Annotated in this window: 16 protein-coding genes; 15 read left to right on the top strand and 1 reads right to left on the bottom strand. The window is 63.5% G+C overall.

Features of this window, described 5'->3' with window-relative positions:
* Position 1: 1 nt before the first annotated feature.
* From BIO17B3_RS15035 to gltA, 3 genes are all read left to right on the top strand, one after another.
* Positions 2–718 (top strand): succinate dehydrogenase iron-sulfur subunit, encoded by a 717-nt coding sequence (locus BIO17B3_RS15035; RefSeq protein ID WP_013106610.1) that lies wholly within the window; start codon positions 2–4, stop codon positions 716–718.
* 7 nt (positions 719–725) lie between these two features.
* On the top strand, positions 726–998 hold the full coding sequence (locus BIO17B3_RS15040) for a succinate dehydrogenase assembly factor 2 (RefSeq protein ID WP_156054644.1): 273 nt from the start codon (positions 726–728) through the stop codon (positions 996–998).
* 82 nt (positions 999–1,080) lie between these two features.
* Positions 1,081–2,394: a citrate synthase gene (gltA, locus tag BIO17B3_RS15045; RefSeq protein ID WP_156054645.1), complete on the top strand. Its 1,314-nt coding sequence runs from the start codon at positions 1,081–1,083 to the stop codon at positions 2,392–2,394.
* A 72-nt stretch (positions 2,395–2,466) separates the two neighbouring features.
* On the opposite strand, the gene BIO17B3_RS15050 is transcribed toward gltA, so the two are convergent.
* Positions 2,467–3,309 carry a helix-turn-helix transcriptional regulator gene (locus BIO17B3_RS15050; protein WP_156054646.1) on the bottom strand — a complete coding sequence of 281 codons (843 nt, stop codon included), beginning with the start codon at positions 3,307–3,309 and terminating at the stop codon, positions 2,467–2,469.
* A 151-nt stretch (positions 3,310–3,460) separates the two neighbouring features.
* Between BIO17B3_RS15050 and BIO17B3_RS15055 the strand changes: the two genes are divergently transcribed.
* The 12 genes from BIO17B3_RS15055 to accD all read left to right on the top strand — a co-directional run bounded on the left by BIO17B3_RS15055 (position 3,461) and on the right by accD (position 16,233).
* Positions 3,461–4,225, top strand: a complete 765-nt coding sequence (locus tag BIO17B3_RS15055) for a class I SAM-dependent methyltransferase (protein ID WP_156054647.1) — start codon at positions 3,461–3,463, stop codon at positions 4,223–4,225.
* Between the two features lie 71 nt (positions 4,226–4,296).
* Positions 4,297–5,700, top strand: a complete 1,404-nt coding sequence (leuC, locus tag BIO17B3_RS15060; protein WP_156055305.1) for a 3-isopropylmalate dehydratase large subunit — start codon at positions 4,297–4,299, stop codon at positions 5,698–5,700.
* A gap of 27 nt (positions 5,701–5,727) precedes the next feature.
* Positions 5,728–5,865 carry an entericidin A/B family lipoprotein gene (locus BIO17B3_RS15065; RefSeq protein WP_013106604.1) on the top strand — a complete coding sequence of 46 codons (138 nt, stop codon included), beginning with the start codon at positions 5,728–5,730 and terminating at the stop codon, positions 5,863–5,865.
* A gap of 33 nt (positions 5,866–5,898) precedes the next feature.
* Positions 5,899–6,546: a 3-isopropylmalate dehydratase small subunit gene (gene leuD / locus BIO17B3_RS15070; RefSeq protein ID WP_013123866.1), complete on the top strand. Its 648-nt coding sequence runs from the start codon at positions 5,899–5,901 to the stop codon at positions 6,544–6,546.
* A gap of 25 nt (positions 6,547–6,571) precedes the next feature.
* Entirely contained in the window at positions 6,572–7,651 is a 1,080-nt protein-coding gene (gene leuB, locus BIO17B3_RS15075) for a 3-isopropylmalate dehydrogenase (protein ID WP_156054648.1), read from the top strand.
* A 38-nt stretch (positions 7,652–7,689) separates the two neighbouring features.
* Positions 7,690–8,826: an aspartate-semialdehyde dehydrogenase gene (gene asd, locus BIO17B3_RS15080; RefSeq protein ID WP_156054649.1), complete on the top strand. Its 1,137-nt coding sequence runs from the start codon at positions 7,690–7,692 to the stop codon at positions 8,824–8,826.
* 166 nt (positions 8,827–8,992) lie between these two features.
* Positions 8,993–11,692, top strand: a complete 2,700-nt coding sequence (locus BIO17B3_RS15085; protein WP_156054650.1) for a FimV/HubP family polar landmark protein — start codon at positions 8,993–8,995, stop codon at positions 11,690–11,692.
* A 52-nt stretch (positions 11,693–11,744) separates the two neighbouring features.
* Positions 11,745–12,518, top strand: coding sequence for a tRNA pseudouridine(38-40) synthase TruA (gene truA, locus BIO17B3_RS15090; RefSeq protein WP_156054651.1), 774 nt, complete (start codon positions 11,745–11,747; stop codon positions 12,516–12,518).
* A gap of 6 nt (positions 12,519–12,524) precedes the next feature.
* Entirely contained in the window at positions 12,525–13,190 is a 666-nt protein-coding gene (locus tag BIO17B3_RS15095; RefSeq protein ID WP_156054652.1) for a phosphoribosylanthranilate isomerase, read from the top strand.
* Positions 13,191–13,237: 47 nt separating this feature from the next.
* A complete protein-coding gene (trpB, locus tag BIO17B3_RS15100) occupies positions 13,238–14,473 on the top strand; it encodes a tryptophan synthase subunit beta (protein ID WP_156054653.1) in 1,236 nt (411 codons plus the stop codon).
* A 77-nt stretch (positions 14,474–14,550) separates the two neighbouring features.
* Positions 14,551–15,348: a tryptophan synthase subunit alpha gene (gene trpA / locus BIO17B3_RS15105; protein ID WP_156055306.1), complete on the top strand. Its 798-nt coding sequence runs from the start codon at positions 14,551–14,553 to the stop codon at positions 15,346–15,348.
* 9 nt (positions 15,349–15,357) lie between these two features.
* Positions 15,358–16,233: an acetyl-CoA carboxylase, carboxyltransferase subunit beta gene (accD, locus tag BIO17B3_RS15110; protein WP_013106595.1), complete on the top strand. Its 876-nt coding sequence runs from the start codon at positions 15,358–15,360 to the stop codon at positions 16,231–16,233.
* Positions 16,234–16,258 lie beyond the last annotated feature (25 nt).

A 16,258-nucleotide genomic window follows, 5' to 3' on the forward strand; every position in this document is an offset into this window, starting at 1 on the left:
TATGAACGACACGCGCAAGATGAAGTTTTCGATCTACCGCTACGACCCGGATAAAGACGCCAAGCCCTACATGCAGGACTATGAGGTGACGTTGCAGCACACCGACAAGATGCTGCTCGACGCCATCCAGCGCATCAAGTGGGAACTCGACGATTCGCTGTCTATCCGCCGTTCCTGCCGCGAAGGGGTGTGCGGGTCGGATGCGATGAACATCAACGGCAAAAACGGCCTGGCCTGCATCACCAATCTGCTCACCCTCAAGGAGCCGGTGGTGCTCAAGCCCTTGCCGGGCCTGCCTGTCATCCGCGACCTGATCGTGGACATGACCCAGTTCTTCAACCAGTACCACTCGATCAAGCCCTATCTGGTCAACAACACGCCGCCGCCGGAAAAAGAGCGTCTGCAAAGCCCCGCCGAACGCGAAGAGCTCAACGGTCTTTACGAGTGCATTTTGTGCGCGAGTTGCAGCACCAGTTGCCCGAGTTTCTGGTGGAACCCCGACAAATTCGTCGGCCCCGCAGGGCTTTTGCAGGCCTATCGATTCATCGCCGACAGCCGCGACGAAGCCACTGGCGAGCGCCTCGACAATCTCGAAGACCCTTACCGCCTGTTCCGCTGCCACACCATCATGAACTGCGTGGACGTGTGCCCGAAAGAGCTCAATCCCACGCTGGCCATCAGCAAGATCAAGGAAATGATGGTGCGCCGCGCCGTCTGAGCCTGCCATGCTGCACGCGAACGCCCCTGCCGACGCCGCCGACCTGTCCCGGCTGCGCTGGCGCGCGCGGCGCGGCATGCTGGAGAACGATCTGATTCTGCAGCGCTACTTTGCCCAACGCGAAATGCCGCTCAGCAGCGAAGAGGTGGCGGCGCTGGGCGCCCTGCTCGCACTGGACGACAACACGCTTTTAGATCTTTTCATGCGTAAAACCCCGCTCCCGGAAGAACTGGATACACCGCAGATCCGGGGCTTGCTTGACACTTTGCAGCGCTTGTGAGCCCGCAAGTACGGGCTTGCGTCATTCCGTCCCCGGGGTCTGCCTCCGGGAGCCTCATTACACAGTCCCCGGAGATTTCAAAATGACCCCTTCAAGCGATAAAGCCACGCTCTCGTTCAGCGACGGAGCACCGAGCGTCGACCTGCCGATTTACAAAGGCACCATCGGCCCGGACGTGATCGACATCCGCAAGCTCTACGGCCAGACCGGCAAATTCACCTATGACCCGGGCTTTCTGTCCACCGCCTCTTGCAGCTCGGCCATCACCTATATCGACGGCGACAAGGGCGAGCTGCTCTACCGCGGCTATCCCATCGACCAGATCGCGGTGCAGTGCGATTACATGGAGACCTGCTACCTCATCCTCTACGGGGAGCTGCCCAACGCCGAACAGAAAAAGGCCTTCTCCGATCGCGTGACCCAGCACACCATGGTGCACGAGCAGATGCAGTTCTTTCTGCGCGGATTCCGCCGTGACGCCCATCCGATGGCGGTGCTCACCGGGCTGGTGGGGGCGATGTCGGCGTTCTATCCCGATTCGATCAACGTCAACGATCCCGAGCAGCGCGACATTTCGGCCATCCGCCTCATCGCCAAAATGCCCACGCTGGTGGCCATGGCCTACAAGTACAACCAAGGCCAGCCCTATATGTACCCGCGCAACGACCTGAGCTATGCGGCCAACTTCATGCGCATGATGTGGGCAACGCCCTGCGAGGATTACGTGCCCAACCCGGTGATCGAGCGCGCGCTCGACCGCATTTTCATCCTCCATGCTGACCACGAACAGAACGCGTCCACCTCGACGGTACGGCTGTGCGCCTCCAGCGGTACCAACCCCTTCGCGGCCATCGCGGCCGGCGTGGCCTGCCTGTGGGGGCCGGCGCATGGCGGCGCCAACGAAGCCTGTCTGAACATGCTCGACGACATCCAGGCCAAGGGCGGCGTGGCGAAGATCGGCGAGTTCATCAACGAAGTCAAAGACAAGAACTCCTCGGTGCGGCTGATGGGCTTCGGCCACCGCGTTTACAAGAACTACGACCCGCGCGCCAAGCTCATGCGCGAGACCTGCCACGAAGTGCTCGACGCCCTGGGCCTGCACAACGACCCGCTGTTCAAGCTGGCGATGACGCTGGAAAAAATCGCGCTGGAAGACGACTACTTTATCCAGCGCAAGCTCTATCCCAACGTCGATTTTTATTCGGGCATCGTGCAGAAGGCCATCGGCGTGCCGGTGTCGCTGTTTACCGCCAACTTCGCGCTGGCGCGCACCGTGGGCTGGATCGCGCAGCTCAACGAAATGCTCACCGATCCCGAGTACAAGATCGGTCGTCCGCGCCAACTGTTCACCGGGTCGGTGCGCCGCGATGTCAAGCCCATCGCGGAGCGCGGCTGATCGGTCGGCATTCATCCATTGCCTGTAAAGACCGCGCTGGGCGCGGTCTTTTTTCGCTCGAAGATTTGTTTATTACGGTGTCGCGACCGGGAGCAGCATCACCAGTTTGTACTCCGGGTGCAGCGCCGCCCGCAGGGTGAGTTGTTCATACACCAGGCGGCCGTGCCGGGGATGGGCAAAGCCCCTTTCGCCGCCTTCGCGCTCCTGCACATCATTGAGTTTCCAGAACGCGTCAAACTCGGGGCTGAGCGCGCTTAGTTCATCGATCAAGGCGCGCAAGGGCGAGGTGTGCAGGCGCCCGCCGCAGTCCGCCCGGAATTCCGCTACAAGCCGCTGCGAACGTAGCGGCCAATTTTCGATCAGCCCGCGCGCCTGCGGGTTGAAAAACAGAAAGCGCAACAGGTTGGGCGGCTCCTCAGTGGCTGGTTCGGTGTGTGGTGTGGCGGGGGAGGTCTGCCAGCCGAGAAACAGATCCTGCGCCTGAGCGTTGCCCGCCACCACGTCCCATCGCTGGTTGAGCACATAGGCGGGATGGACTATGGCATGCACGCTGCGCAGAACGGCATCGACCGCTTTTGTCGGTGTCGCGGGTTCGCTCGGGTCGCGCCGCTGCGCCAGCTCGAACAGATACGCGCGCTCCGCAGGGGTCAGTTGCAGCGCGTGCGCCACACGCTCCAGCGTCTTGGGTGAAGGCGCGACCGGCCGCCCCTGTTCCAGCCAGGTGATCCAGGTGGCGCTGACGCCGCAGAGCGAGGCGAGCTCTTCGCGGCGCAGTCCGGGCGCTCGTCGCCGCCCCGTCGCAGGCAAGCCCGCTGCGGCAGGCGACAGACGGTTGCGGTGCAGACGGATGAAATCGCCCAGAAGGCGGCTGCCCTGGTGCGGATCGGAGGGCATGGAGGATGACGGCAGCGACATGGTCTTTCAAGAAGATGAAGGCGAAGCTGAGGACGACGGTAGGTTCCCAGGCTGATAGGTTTTTATACCAGGATGTTTTGTCATCTTGTACCAGGAAAAATGCTGGGCTATCTTTTGCTCCGTCGTCTTTGCATCGTCTTGGAGCACCCTCTTGAAACAGCCCGCTTTGGCCGCGCATCAGTTCGGTGTTAGCGCTGCCGCCTACCTCACCAGCGCCGTTCATGCGCAGGGGCGCGATCTGCAGCGTCTAGCTGCGATGGTGCAAAAAGAGCACCCCTGCCGGGCGCTCGATGTCGGTTGCGGGGCCGGACACGCCAGCTTCGCCCTGGCGGCCGCGGGCGCGCAGGTCACCGCCTTGGACCTGTCGCCCGCGATGCTCGCCATCGTGGCGCAAGAGGCGGCAACTCGCGGCCTGCACGATCTGCAGACTTGCCAGGGTCCGGCCGACAAACTGCCCTTCGCCGATGCCAGCTTCGATCTGGTGGTCACCCGCTTTTCAGCGCATCACTGGCCCGATGTGCCTGCCGCATTGCGCGAAATGCGCCGGGCTATCAAGCCGCAGGGCACGCTGATCATCATCGATGTCGTGGCCCTGGAGTCGCCGCTGTGCGACACCCTGCTGCAGACGGTGGAGATCTTGCGCGACGCTTCGCATGTGCGCGATTACCGTGTTTCCGAATGGAGCGCCCTGCTGCAGCGGGCGGGCTTTGCCGCGCCGAGTATGGAGGGCTGGAGTCTGACCATGGAATTCGCCTCGTGGGTGGCGCGCATGCGCACCCCAGAGCTGCGCGTGCAGGCCATTCGCGACGTGTGGGCGCAGGCGCCTCAGGAGGCGCGCGAGGCGATGTGCGTTCAGCCCGATGGATCGTTCGATCTGTCCGTGGCATGGCTGCAAACTCAGCCGAGCACGGCGTGAAGCGCGCCAACTAAAATCAACCTTTCATGACAAGTCTTGCGCACACCGCGAACAAGACGCAGGAGATGCCGATGGGCCGAACGCTGTACGACAAATTGTGGGACGAGCATGTGGTGCGCACCGAAGAAGATGGCACCGCGCTGCTTTACATCGACCGCCATCTGGTGCATGAAGTCACCAGCCCGCAGGCCTTTGAAGGGCTGCAACTCGCGGGCCGCAAGGTCTGGCGGGTGAGCGCGAATCTGGCAGTGGCCGATCACAACGTGCCCACGACCGACCGCGCTGAAGGCATCGCCGATCCGATATCAAAGCTGCAGGTTGATACGCTCGACGCCAACTGCGCCGCCAATGGCATCACCGAGTTCCGCATGAACGACCGCCGCCAGGGCATCGTGCATGTCATCGGCCCGGAGCAGGGCGCCACCCTGCCCGGCATGACCGTGGTTTGCGGCGATTCGCACACCAGCACCCACGGCGCGTTCGGCGCGCTGGCCTTTGGTATCGGCACCAGTGAAGTCGAGCATGTGCTGGCTACGCAAACCCTGCTGGCGCCCAAGATGAAGAACATGCTGGTGCGCGTGGATGGGCCGCTGCCCGTGGGCTGCCGCGCCAAAGACATCGCGCTGGCCGTCATCGGCAAGATCGGCACTGCCGGGGGCACCGGCTACACCATCGAGTTCGGCGGCAGCACCATCGCTGCGCTCAGCATGGAAGGCCGCATGACGCTGTGCAATATGGCCATCGAAGCCGGCGCCCGCGCCGGGCTGGTGGCCGTGGACGACACGACCATCAACTATGTGCGCGGCCGTCCCTTCGCGCCCACCGGCGTGGCCTGGGACATGGCAGTGCAGTATTGGCGCAGCCTGCACTCCGACGCCGACGCGAAGTTCGACCGCGTGGTCACGCTCGACGCCCGCGAACTCGTGCCGCAAGTCACCTGGGGCACTTCGCCCGAAATGGTGCTGCCGATCGACGCCCGCGTGCCCGATCCCGACAAAGAAAAAGATGCCAACAAGCGCTCGGCGATGGAACGCGCACTGACCTATATGGGCCTCGAGCCGAACAAGGCCATTGCCGATATCCGCATCGACAAGGTGTTCATCGGCTCCTGCACCAATTCGCGCATCGAAGACCTGCGCGATGCGGCGCAGGTGCTGGCCGGGCGGCATATCGCCGCGAATGTTCGGCAGGCGCTCGTGGTGCCGGGCTCGGGGTTGGTGAAGGCGCAGGCCGAAGCCGAAGGGCTGGACAAGATTTTCAGGGCCGCCGGTTTTGAATGGCGCGAGCCCGGCTGCTCCATGTGTCTGGCGATGAACGCCGACCGCCTGGAGCCGGGCGAGCGCTGCGCCTCCACCTCCAATCGCAATTTCGAAGGTCGGCAGGGGGCGGGCGGTCGAACCCATCTGGTCAGTCCGGCGATGGCCGCGGCCGCGGCAGTTGCCGGTCATTTTGTCGATGTGCGCAAGCTGTCATGATTTGCGCTACTTTTTCAGGAGATTGAAATGAAACCTCTGCTGTCCATTCTTTTGCTTGCCGCCACGCTGCTATCCCTGACCGCTTGCAATACCGTGGCTGGCGTGGGCCAGGACCTCAAGGCAGGTGGTCAGGCCATCACCAACGCGGCTGATAAGTCGAAATAACACCCGAACGCCGCGGCAACGCGGAAAGACACCATGGAAAAATTCGTCGTCCACAAGGGACTGGTCGCGCCAATGGATCGCGACAACGTCGATACCGACGCCATCATTCCCAAGCAGTTCCTGAAGTCGATCCGTCGCAGCGGCTTCGGCCCGAATCTGTTTGACGAGTGGCGTTATCTCGATCACGGCGAACCGGGGCAAGACCCTGCCACGCGCAAACCCAACCCCGACTTCGCGCTCAACCAGCCGCGCTATGCGGGGGCGAGCATTCTGCTCACGCGCGACAACTTCGGTTGCGGTTCGTCCCGCGAACATGCGCCCTGGGCATTGCAGCAATACGGCTTTCGCGCCCTGATCGCCAGCAGCTACGCCGACATTTTCTACAACAACTGCTTCAAGAACGGCGTGCTGCCGATTGTGTTGTCGAAAGCGCAGGTGGCCCGGCTGTTCGACGAACTCTATGGTTTCGTCGGCTACACGCTCACCATCGATCTGCCGCGGCAAGTGGTGGTCAAGCCCGATGGCAGCGAGCTGGCTTTCGAGGTGGGTGACTTCCGCAAGCACTGCCTGATCAACGGGCTCGACGACATCGGCCTCACCCTCGGCCATGCGCAAGAGATCCGCGCCTATGAGGCCGAGCGCCTGGCGCGCATGCCCTGGCTCGACAACCGCATCCTGTAACGCAACCCCCACGCAACTCCCACACATGAAAATTGCCGTATTGCCCGGAGACGGAATCGGGCCCGAAATCATTGCCGAAGCCGTCAAGGTGCTCCAGCGCATTGCGCAAGACGGATTCGACTTCACCTTCGAATTTGCCGACGTGGGCGGCGCGGCCTATGCCGCCAGCGGCCATCCGCTGCCCGAGGCCACCCTGAGCCTGGCCAAGTCGGCCGACGCGGTGCTGTTCGGCGCGGTGGGCGACTGGAAGTACGACACCCTGGAGCGGCACCTGCGCCCCGAGCAGGCCATTCTGGGTTTGCGCAAAAACCTCGGCCTGTTCGCCAATCTGCGGCCAGCCATTCTGTACGCCGAGCTGGCCGATGCCTCCAGCCTGAAGCCCGAAGTGGTGTCGGGCCTGGACATTCTCATCGTGCGCGAACTGACCGGCGACATCTACTTCGGCCAGCCGCGCGGGCGCCGCACCGCGCCCGACGGCGCCTTCGCCGGCCAGCCCGAAGCCTTCGACACCATGCGCTACAGCCGCCCGGAAATCGAGCGCATTGCGCATGTGGCGTTCAAGGCGGCGCAGGGCCGCAACAAGCGCCTGACCAGCGTGGACAAGGCCAATGTGCTGGAGACCTTCCAGTTCTGGAAAGACATCGTCACCGAAGTCGGCCAGCAGTACCCGGACGTGCAGCTCGACCATATGTATGTGGACAATGCCGCGATGCAGCTCGTCAAGGCGCCGAAAAAATTCGACGTCATCGTCACCGGCAATATGTTCGGCGACATTCTCAGCGACGAGGCGTCGATGCTCACCGGCTCCATCGGCATGCTGCCGTCGGCGTCGCTGAACGAAAAGGGACAGGGCTTGTATGAGCCGAGCCACGGCAGCGCACCCGACATCGCCGGGCAGGGCATCGCCAATCCGCTGGCGACCATTCTCAGTGCGGCCATGATGCTGCGCCATTCGCTCGGATTGCCGGAGCAGGCCGACCGCATCGAGGCCGCCGTGCAGAAGGCGCTCGCGCAGGGCTTGCGCACACCCGACATTCACGCGCCGGGCACGCAAAAAGTCAGCACCGCGCAAATGGGCGACGCGGTAGTCGCCGCGCTGGGTTGAGCGCAGCATTGGAAAGACAACACATAACGGAACGGATGATGGCAACGACTTTGGTGGGTTTGGTGGGATGGCGCGGCATGGTGGGTTCCGTGCTGATGCAACGCATGCGCGAAGAGGGCGATTTCGACCTGATCGAACCGCTGTTTTTCAGCACCAGCAACGCGGGCGGCAAAGCCCCGGCGGAAACGAAAAATGAAACCACCCTGCAGGACGCGCATGACTTGGAGCAACTGCGCCGCTGCGACATCATCCTCACCGCGCAGGGCGGTGACTACACCACGGCGGTGTTCGACAAGCTGCGCTCTTCCGGCTGGAGGGGGCACTGGATCGACGCCGCCTCCACCCTGCGCATGCGCGACGACTGCGTCATCATTCTCGACCCGGTCAACCGCCCCGTCATCGATGCGGCGATGAGCAAGGGCGGCAACAACTGGATTGGCGGCAACTGCACCGTGAGCTGCATGCTCATGGGCGTGGGCGCGCTTTACAAGGCCGGACTGGTGGAGTGGATGACCAGCATGACCTATCAGGCAGCCTCGGGCGGCGGCGCGCAGCACATGCGCGAATTGCTCACGCAGTTCGGCACGCTCAACGCATCGGTGCGGGCGCTGCTGGACGACCCGGCTTCGGCCATTCTGGCCATCGACCGCGATGTGCTGGCCCAGCAAAAGGCGCTCGACGCCGCGCAGACCCAGCACTTCGGCGTGCCCTTGGCCGGCAGCCTGATTCCCTGGATCGACAAGGATCTGGGCAATGGCGTGTCGCGCGAAGAGTGGAAGGGCGGGGCGGAGACCAACAAGATCCTCGGGCAGGGCGCCGGGTTCGGCTCGCCTGCAGTGCCGGTCGATGGTTTTTGCGTGCGCGTCGGCGCCATGCGCTGCCACAGTCAGGCGCTGACCTTCAAGCTCAAGAAAGACGTTCCGCTCGACGAGATCGAAGACATGATCGCGGCCGATAACGGCTGGGTTCGGGTCGTCCCCAACGAGCGCGAAGCGACCATGCAGCAACTCACGCCCGTTGCGGTGACCGGCACGATGCAGATCCCGGTGGGGCGGCTACGCAAGCTGGCCATGGGGCCAGACTATCTGGGCGCGTTCACCGTGGGCGACCAATTGTTGTGGGGCGCGGCCGAACCGCTGCGTCGCATGCTGCGCGTTCTGCTTGAGCGTCGTTGACTGCCGGGTTTGCACGGCAAGTCAGCCGAAATCGCCGGAATGCCACAGTCGCCGGGCTTGCACCGGCCTGTCTTGGCGCATCAACTTGTCAGCCTAATTTGTTGATGATATGGTGAAATTTGACGCAATTTAGTTCTGCAGCCGCAGAGAAATTCGCGCATTCGACATGATCAAAAATTGGGGGGCAGCCGACATGCTGCGACAGAACACTCGACGTCTGGCCCTGGCAATTGCCTTGGGCGCAACTGCTGGTCAGGCTTATGCATTCGGCCTCGGGGGCATCAAGGTGCAGTCCGCCTTGGGCCAGCCCCTGAGGGCGGAAATCGACATTACCCAGATCAGCGCTGACGAGGCGTCTTCACTGCAGGTGGGTGTTGCGCCGCCCGATGCGTTTCAGGCGGCCAAGCTGCATTACAGCAGTGCGCTGTCGGGCGTGCGGATCAAGCTTGAGCGCAGCCCGGAAGGTCGCGCCTATCTGCGCGTCACGTCCAACAGCCCGATCAACGAACCCTTTCTCGATCTGTTGATCCGTGCGCAGTGGGCCAATGGTCAGTTGAGCCGCGACTACACCCTGTTGCTCGATCCGCCCAATTTCCAGAGCGCTCCCACACCGACTCAGGTGCCGGTGCAGACCGCCGCACCGTCGCCCGCGCCCGCCATGCCGGTGGCGCCCTCGGTGTCGAATGCCGCTAATGCGGCCAACACCCCGACCCCGGCGATGCCGGTTGCGCCCGCGCTGCAAACGCCGCAGCCTTCGGTGAATGCGAAAAAATCGTCCGCCAAGTCCGCTGCGGCTCCCGGCCAGTATGTGGTCAAGCGGGGCGACACCCTGAGCAAAATCGCCAACGCATCGGGTGTGCAGTCCGTCTCGCTCGACCAGATGCTCACGGCCATTTACCGCGCCAACCAGTCGGCCTTCATCGACGGAAACATCAATCTGGTGAAGACGGGCAGCGTGCTGCAAATGCCCACCGCTGAACAGGCGCAGGCCGTTTCGCAGCCCGAAGCGCGCCGTTTCGTTCTGGCTCAGAGCGAGAGTTTCAACGCCTACCGCCGTCGTCTGGCGGAAATGGGCGGGCAGGCCAAGCCGCAGTCGCAACGCGAGGTGACGGGCAAAGTCCAAGCCCAGGTTCAGGAGCCTGCTGCCACAGGCGCGCAGGCTGAAAGCAAGCTCAAATTGAGCAAGGCCGAGGTGGCTGGCACGCAGAAGGCCCAGCAGATCGCCGACAAGAAGCAGGAAGCGCTCGACGAACAGAAGATCAAGCAGTTGCAGAAAAATGTCGACGAGCTTAGCGCGCTGTCCAAGCAGGCGCAGACCGTCGCAGCGGCCAAACCGCAAGCCGCCGCACCCGCGGCAACCGTGGCCCCCGTGGCAAGTAAGGCTGCCGCGGCGCTGACCGTACCGGTGAAGAGCCCCGTGCCCGCGCCAGTGGTTGCTGCCTCGGCATCTGCGAAACCGGCCGAGGCACCCAGCGCGGCGGCGGCCGTCGCAACCGCTTCGGCGGCGCATGCCGCATCGGCTGCCAAGTCGGCGTCGGCGCCTGTGGCCGCTTCGGCTCCCGCATCCGCCCCTGCGCCCGCGCCAGTGGCGAAGCCTGTGCCCCCGAAGGTCGTCAAGCCCGCCCCTGTCGAGCAGGAGAGTTTCTTTAGCAGTCTGCTTTCAAACCCCTTGCTGTTGCCTGTGGGCGGCGCTTTGGTGATTCTGCTGCTGTTGCTCGCCTGGCTGGCGCAGCGCAAGAAGGCGGCAAAGTCGCAGCGCGACGTGTCGGTCTTCGATAGTCGCATGAGTGTGGCCGACAGCTTTTTTGGCGGCACGGGTGGCGAGCGCGTCGATACGCGCAATGGCAATATGAGCTCCACCTTCTCCTCCAGCCAGCTCGACACCAATGATGTCGATCCGGTGGCCGAGGCCGATGTGTATCTGGCCTACGGCCGCGATCTGCAGGCCGAAGAAATCCTCAAGGAGGCCGTCAAGACCAACCCCGACCGTCTGGCAGCGCGGCTCAAACTGCTGGAAATCTATGCCAAACGCAAGGATTCCCGCTCCTTCGAAGTGGGCGCCGCAGAACTCTTTGCGTTGACGCAGGGTGTGGGCGAAGACTGGAAACGCGCTCAAGATCTCGGTCGCAGTCTCGACCCGGTCAACCCGCTGTATCACAACACCGTGCTCCCCAGCACGCTGGGCGCGCCGTCGACCATGCCGCAGACAGAGTTCCCGGTGGCCACCCCCACCGCTTTGGCTGCGCTGACTCCGCAAACCTTGCCCAGCACCGAAATGCTTTCGGGCGTGGAAACGGCCGCGGCCAAGACGCCGATGCCCGAGCATCTGGACCTGGATCTGAGCTTGCCGATGGGCGAACCGGCTCCAGCAGCGGCGACTGCGTCACCCGCCGTTCCCTCTCTGCCCGAAATCGAGGTGCCCTCGGCATTCCCCAGCGTGCAGCCGACGCCCGAAAAAGAACCCGGCAAAGCTGCGGATGCTGATTTCTTATTGCCGGGCGGCCTAGACTTCAATATGCCGTCCGATTTTGGCGCGCCCGCCTCGACGCTCGGTGCCGCTGAGACTGCCGCTGAGACCACGAAAGCTGCCGTACATGACAACGCACTTGAGTTCGATCTGAGCAGCATTTCCCTGCAGGACAACGAAGTCAAATCGCTCGAGGAATCGCATACCGAACCGCCCAAGCTGGAGCCGCAGTTCAGCGAGTCCAGGCCCTCGCTCGATCTTCGTCTGGAACTCGCGGCAGAAAGCATGGCCATCGGCGATAACGAATCGGCGCGCAACCTGCTGGGTGAGGTGATTGCCGAAGGCGACCCGCTACTCAAAAAACGCGCGCAGGACATGCTGGACAAGATTGGCCGCTGATTCTTCAGACTCATCCGGCCCGCAAGTCGGGCGTCCTCTGCTCCGAGTCGCGTTGGGCCTGAGTTACGGAGGTACCTCGTACTGCGGCTGGCAGAGTCAGCCGGGCGGCTGCGGGGTGCAGGACTTTCTGGAGCGGGCGCTCGCGCAGTTTCTGGGCTTTCCGACTCGCACTGTCTGCGCCGGACGCACCGACGCTGGGGTGCATGCCCTCGGCCAGGTGGTGCACCTCGATACGCCTTTGCAGCGTGAGCCGTCCTCCTGGGTGCGCGGGGTCAATGCCTTTCTGCCACGCGACATGGCGGTGCAATGGGCACGAACCGATCTGCCACAGACTTTTGACGCCCGCCGCAGTGCCTATCAGCGCCGATATCGCTATGTGCTGCGCAACCATCCCGTGCGCCCGGCGCTCGATCACGCGCGGGTGGGCTGGACGCATCGCCCGCTCGATCTCGACCTTTTGCGCGTTGCTGCGCAGTGCCTGCTCGGTGAGCATGATTTCAGCGCATTTCGCTCCAGCGAATGCCAGGCGCTGAGCCCGGTCAAGACGCTGCATGCGATTGAGATTGCGCGTCATGGTCACACCCTGGTGTTCGACCTGCGTGCCAACGCCTTCTTGCACCACATGGTGCGCAATATCGTGGGTAGTCTGCTGGCCGTGGGCAATGGCTCCGAGCCGGTGAGTTGGCTCGCCGAAGTTCTGGCCAGCCGCGACCGCCGCCTGGCGGCGCCGACCTTCATGCCCGACGGGCTTTATTTCCTCGGCCCGGATTACCCGGCAGAATTCAACCTTCCCTCGCCACCCACCCGGATCGGCCTGACGATCTGATCTCCGATGTCCGAAATGCCGCCCCCCCTGCCGCTCTCGCCCGCCCCGCACCACCGAACCCGCATCAAAATCTGCGGCATTACCCGGGTGGAAGACGCGCAGGCGGCGGCTCACAACGGCGCAGATGCCATCGGCCTGGTGTTTTATCCGCCCAGCCCGCGCAACGTGAGCGTCGCGCAGGCGCGCGACATCGCGTTCAGCCTGCCGCCTTTTGTCTCGGTCGTCTCCCTGTTTGTGAATGCCGCGCCAGATCTTGTCGAAGAGGTGATCGACCAGATTCGTCCCGCGCTGTTGCAGTTCCACGGCGATGAAACCCCGCAAGACTGTGCCCGCTATCACCACCCCTACATTCGCGCGGCGCGCATGCGAGAAGGGCTGGATTTGTTAGACTTCGCTTCTCGTTTTTCCACATCACACGCCCTCGTTCTGGACACGGATCAGCCCGGATACGGCGGGGGCGGCGAGGTTTTCGATTGGTCACGCATTCCCGCAAACGTCGCGCTTCCCCTCGTTTTGTCTGGTGGGTTGCATGCTGCAAATGTGACGCATGCCATCCGGCAGGTGCGCCCGTGGGCGGTTGACGTCAGTTCCGGCGTCGAAGCGTCCAAGGGTATCAAGAGCGCGCAGCGCATCGCCGAGTTCATCGCCGCGGTTCGCGCTGCAGACCTGTAGATCGCGCGCGGGCCCAGCTTCCGCCCGGCGCCAGACGAGACCCCACCATGTTTGACTATGCCTATCCCGACGCCAGCGGCCATTTCGGCCCCTACGGCGGCAGCTTCATTGCCGAAACCCTGAGCCACGCGCTGGAAGAGCTTCAGGCGGCTTACGACCATTACAAAAACGACCCGCAGTTCCTGGCCGAATACCGCTACGAACTCAAGCATTTCGTCGGCCGTCCCAGCCCGGTGTATCACGCCGCTCGCCTGAGCGACAAACTCGGCGGCGCGCGCATCTACCTCAAACGCGAAGACCTCAATCACACCGGCGCTCACAAAATCAACAACACCATCGGCCAGGCCATGCTGGCCCGTCGCATGGGCAAACCGCGCGTCATCGCCGAAACCGGCGCGGGACAGCACGGCGTGGCTACGGCCACTATTGCCGCACGTTATGGCATGGAATGCGTGGTGTATATGGGCAGCGAAGACGTCAAGCGCCAATCGCCCAATGTTTATCGCATGAATCTGCTGGGCGCGCGTGTGGTGCCGGTCGAGTCGGGCAGCAAAACGCTCAAGGATGCGCTTAACGAAGCGCTGCGCGACTGGGTGACGAATGTCGAAGACACCTTCTACATCATCGGCACCGTCGCGGGGCCGCATCCCTACCCGCAGATGGTGCGCGATTTCCAGCGGGTCATCGGCGACGAATGCCTGGAGCAGATGCCCGAGATGACCGGCCGCCAGCCCGATGCGGTGATCGCCGCCGTGGGCGGGGGCAGCAACGCCATGGGCATTTTCTATCCCTACATTCCCCATGAATCGGTGCGGCTGATCGGGGTTGAAGCCGCCGGTCTGGGGCTGGACACGGGTAAGCACGCGGCCTCGCTGTCCGCAGGCACGCCTGGCGTGCTGCACGGCAACCGCACCTATTTGCTGCAGGACGCCAACGGTCAGATCATCGAAACGCATTCCGTGTCCGCTGGGCTCGACTATCCCGGTGTCGGCCCCGAGCATGCCTGGCTCAAAGATCTCGGGCGAGCCGAGTACGTCGGCATTACCGACGACGAGGCTCTGGCGGCCTTCCACGAACTGTGCCGCATCGAGGGCATCATCCCAGCGCTGGAATCCAGCCACGCTCTGGCGCATGCCATCAAGCTGGCGCCGCAAATGCGTCCCGACCAGAACATTCTGGTCAATCTCTCGGGGCGCGGCGACAAAGACATCAACACCGTGGCCGAGCGCGAAGGCGTGAGCTTCGACACCCTGTTCGCCCGCCAGTCCGGAGTCACAAAATGAAACAGCCCCCTGATTCGCTGCGCTCATCTCCCCCCGAGGGGGTGTCGGTTCCTTCGGGGCGGCCGCGCGGAACCGACATGAACCGCATCGACCAACGCTTCGCCCAGCTTCGCGCCCAGAATCGCAAGGCGCTCATTCCCTACATCGCTGCAGGCGATCCCGCGCCTTCAGTCACCGTTGAGGTGATGCACGCCCTGGTGCAGGGCGGGGCCGATGTGATCGAGCTCGGCGTGCCGTTTTCCGATCCCATGGCCGACGGCCCGGTGATACAGCGCGCCACCGAGCGGGCCATTGCAAAAGGCATCGGGCTGCCCCAGGTGCTCGATTTCGTGCGCGATTTCCGCCAGACCGATGCCGTCACCCCCGTGGTGCTGATGGGTTACGCCAACCCGGTGGAGCGCTACGGCGTGGAGGCCTTTGTGGCTGCGGCCAAGGCTGCGGGCGTGGATGGCGTGCTCATCGTCGATTACCCGCCCGCGGAAAGCGAGGCTTTTGCCGCGGCGCTCAAGGCCGCAGACATCGCCCCGATCTTTCTGCTCGCCCCCACCAGCACGGACGCGCGTATGGCCGATGTGGGCCGTATCGCCAGCGGCTATGTGTATTACGTCTCGCTCAAGGGCGTGACCGGCGCGGGCCATCTCGACACCTCAGCCGTGGCGGCCATGCTGCCTCGCATACGCGCTCATGTGCAGGTGCCCGTGGGAGTAGGATTCGGCATTCGCGATGCGCAGACTGCGCGCGCGATCGGCCAGCTGGCCGATGCCGTGGTCATTGGTTCGCGACTGATCGAATTGATGGAGGCGCAGACCGCAGAACAGGCGGCGGACGTTGCGCGCGGCTTCATCCAAGACATTCGCCAGGCGCTCGACGCTTAAGGAGACCCTATGAGTTGGTTGGAAAAGCTCCTCCCTCCCAAAATTCAACAGACCAGCCCGCAGGATCGGCGCCAGGTGCCCGAAGGCCTGTGGATCAAGTGCCCGTCTTGCGAAACCGTGCTCTACAAATCGGATCTGGAGCTCAACCAGAACGTCTGTCCCAAGTGCGGCCACCACCTGCGCATCGGTGCACGGGCTCGGCTCGACGCGTTGCTCGACCCTGAAGGCCGGTACGAGATCGGTCAGGAAGTGTTGCCCATCGATCCGCTGAAATTCAAGGACAGCCGCAAATATCCCGATCGCCTCAAGGAGGCGCTGGAAAACACCCAGGAGACCGACGCGCTGATCGTCATGGGTGGCGCCATCCAGACCCTGCCGGTGGTGGTGGCCTGTTTCGAGTTCGAGTTCATGGGCGGCTCCATGGGCTCCGTGGTCGGCGAGCGTTTCGTGCGCGGGGTGCAGGCGGCCATCGAGCAGAAGGTGCCTTTCATTTGCTTTACCGCCACGGGCGGCGCACGCATGCAGGAAGGCTTGCTCAGCCTGATGCAGATGGCCAAGACCAATGCCGCGCTCACCCGCCTGTCCGCCGCCGGGCTGCCGTTCATCAGCGTACTCACCGACCCGACCATGGGCGGGGTGTCGGCCAGTTTTGCCTTCATCGGCGATGTGGTGCTGGCCGAACCCAAGGCGCTGATCGGTTTTGCCGGCCCGCGGGTGATCGAAAACACCGTGCGCGAAAAGCTGCCTGAGGGTTTCCAGCGCGCTGAGTTTCTGCTGCAAAAGGGCGCGGTGGACCGTATCGTTGACCGCCGTGAACTGCGCGGCGAACTCGCGCAAATGCTGGCCATGCTGCTGCGTCAGCCTGCCGACGCGATCGCTTCCTGATTTCCTCAGACTCTCCCTTCGTTCG

Source organism: Thiomonas sp. OC7 (assembly GCF_900634595.1).
In the GTDB taxonomy this organism is placed as follows: Bacteria; Pseudomonadota; Gammaproteobacteria; order Burkholderiales; family Burkholderiaceae_C; genus Thiomonas; species Thiomonas arsenitoxydans.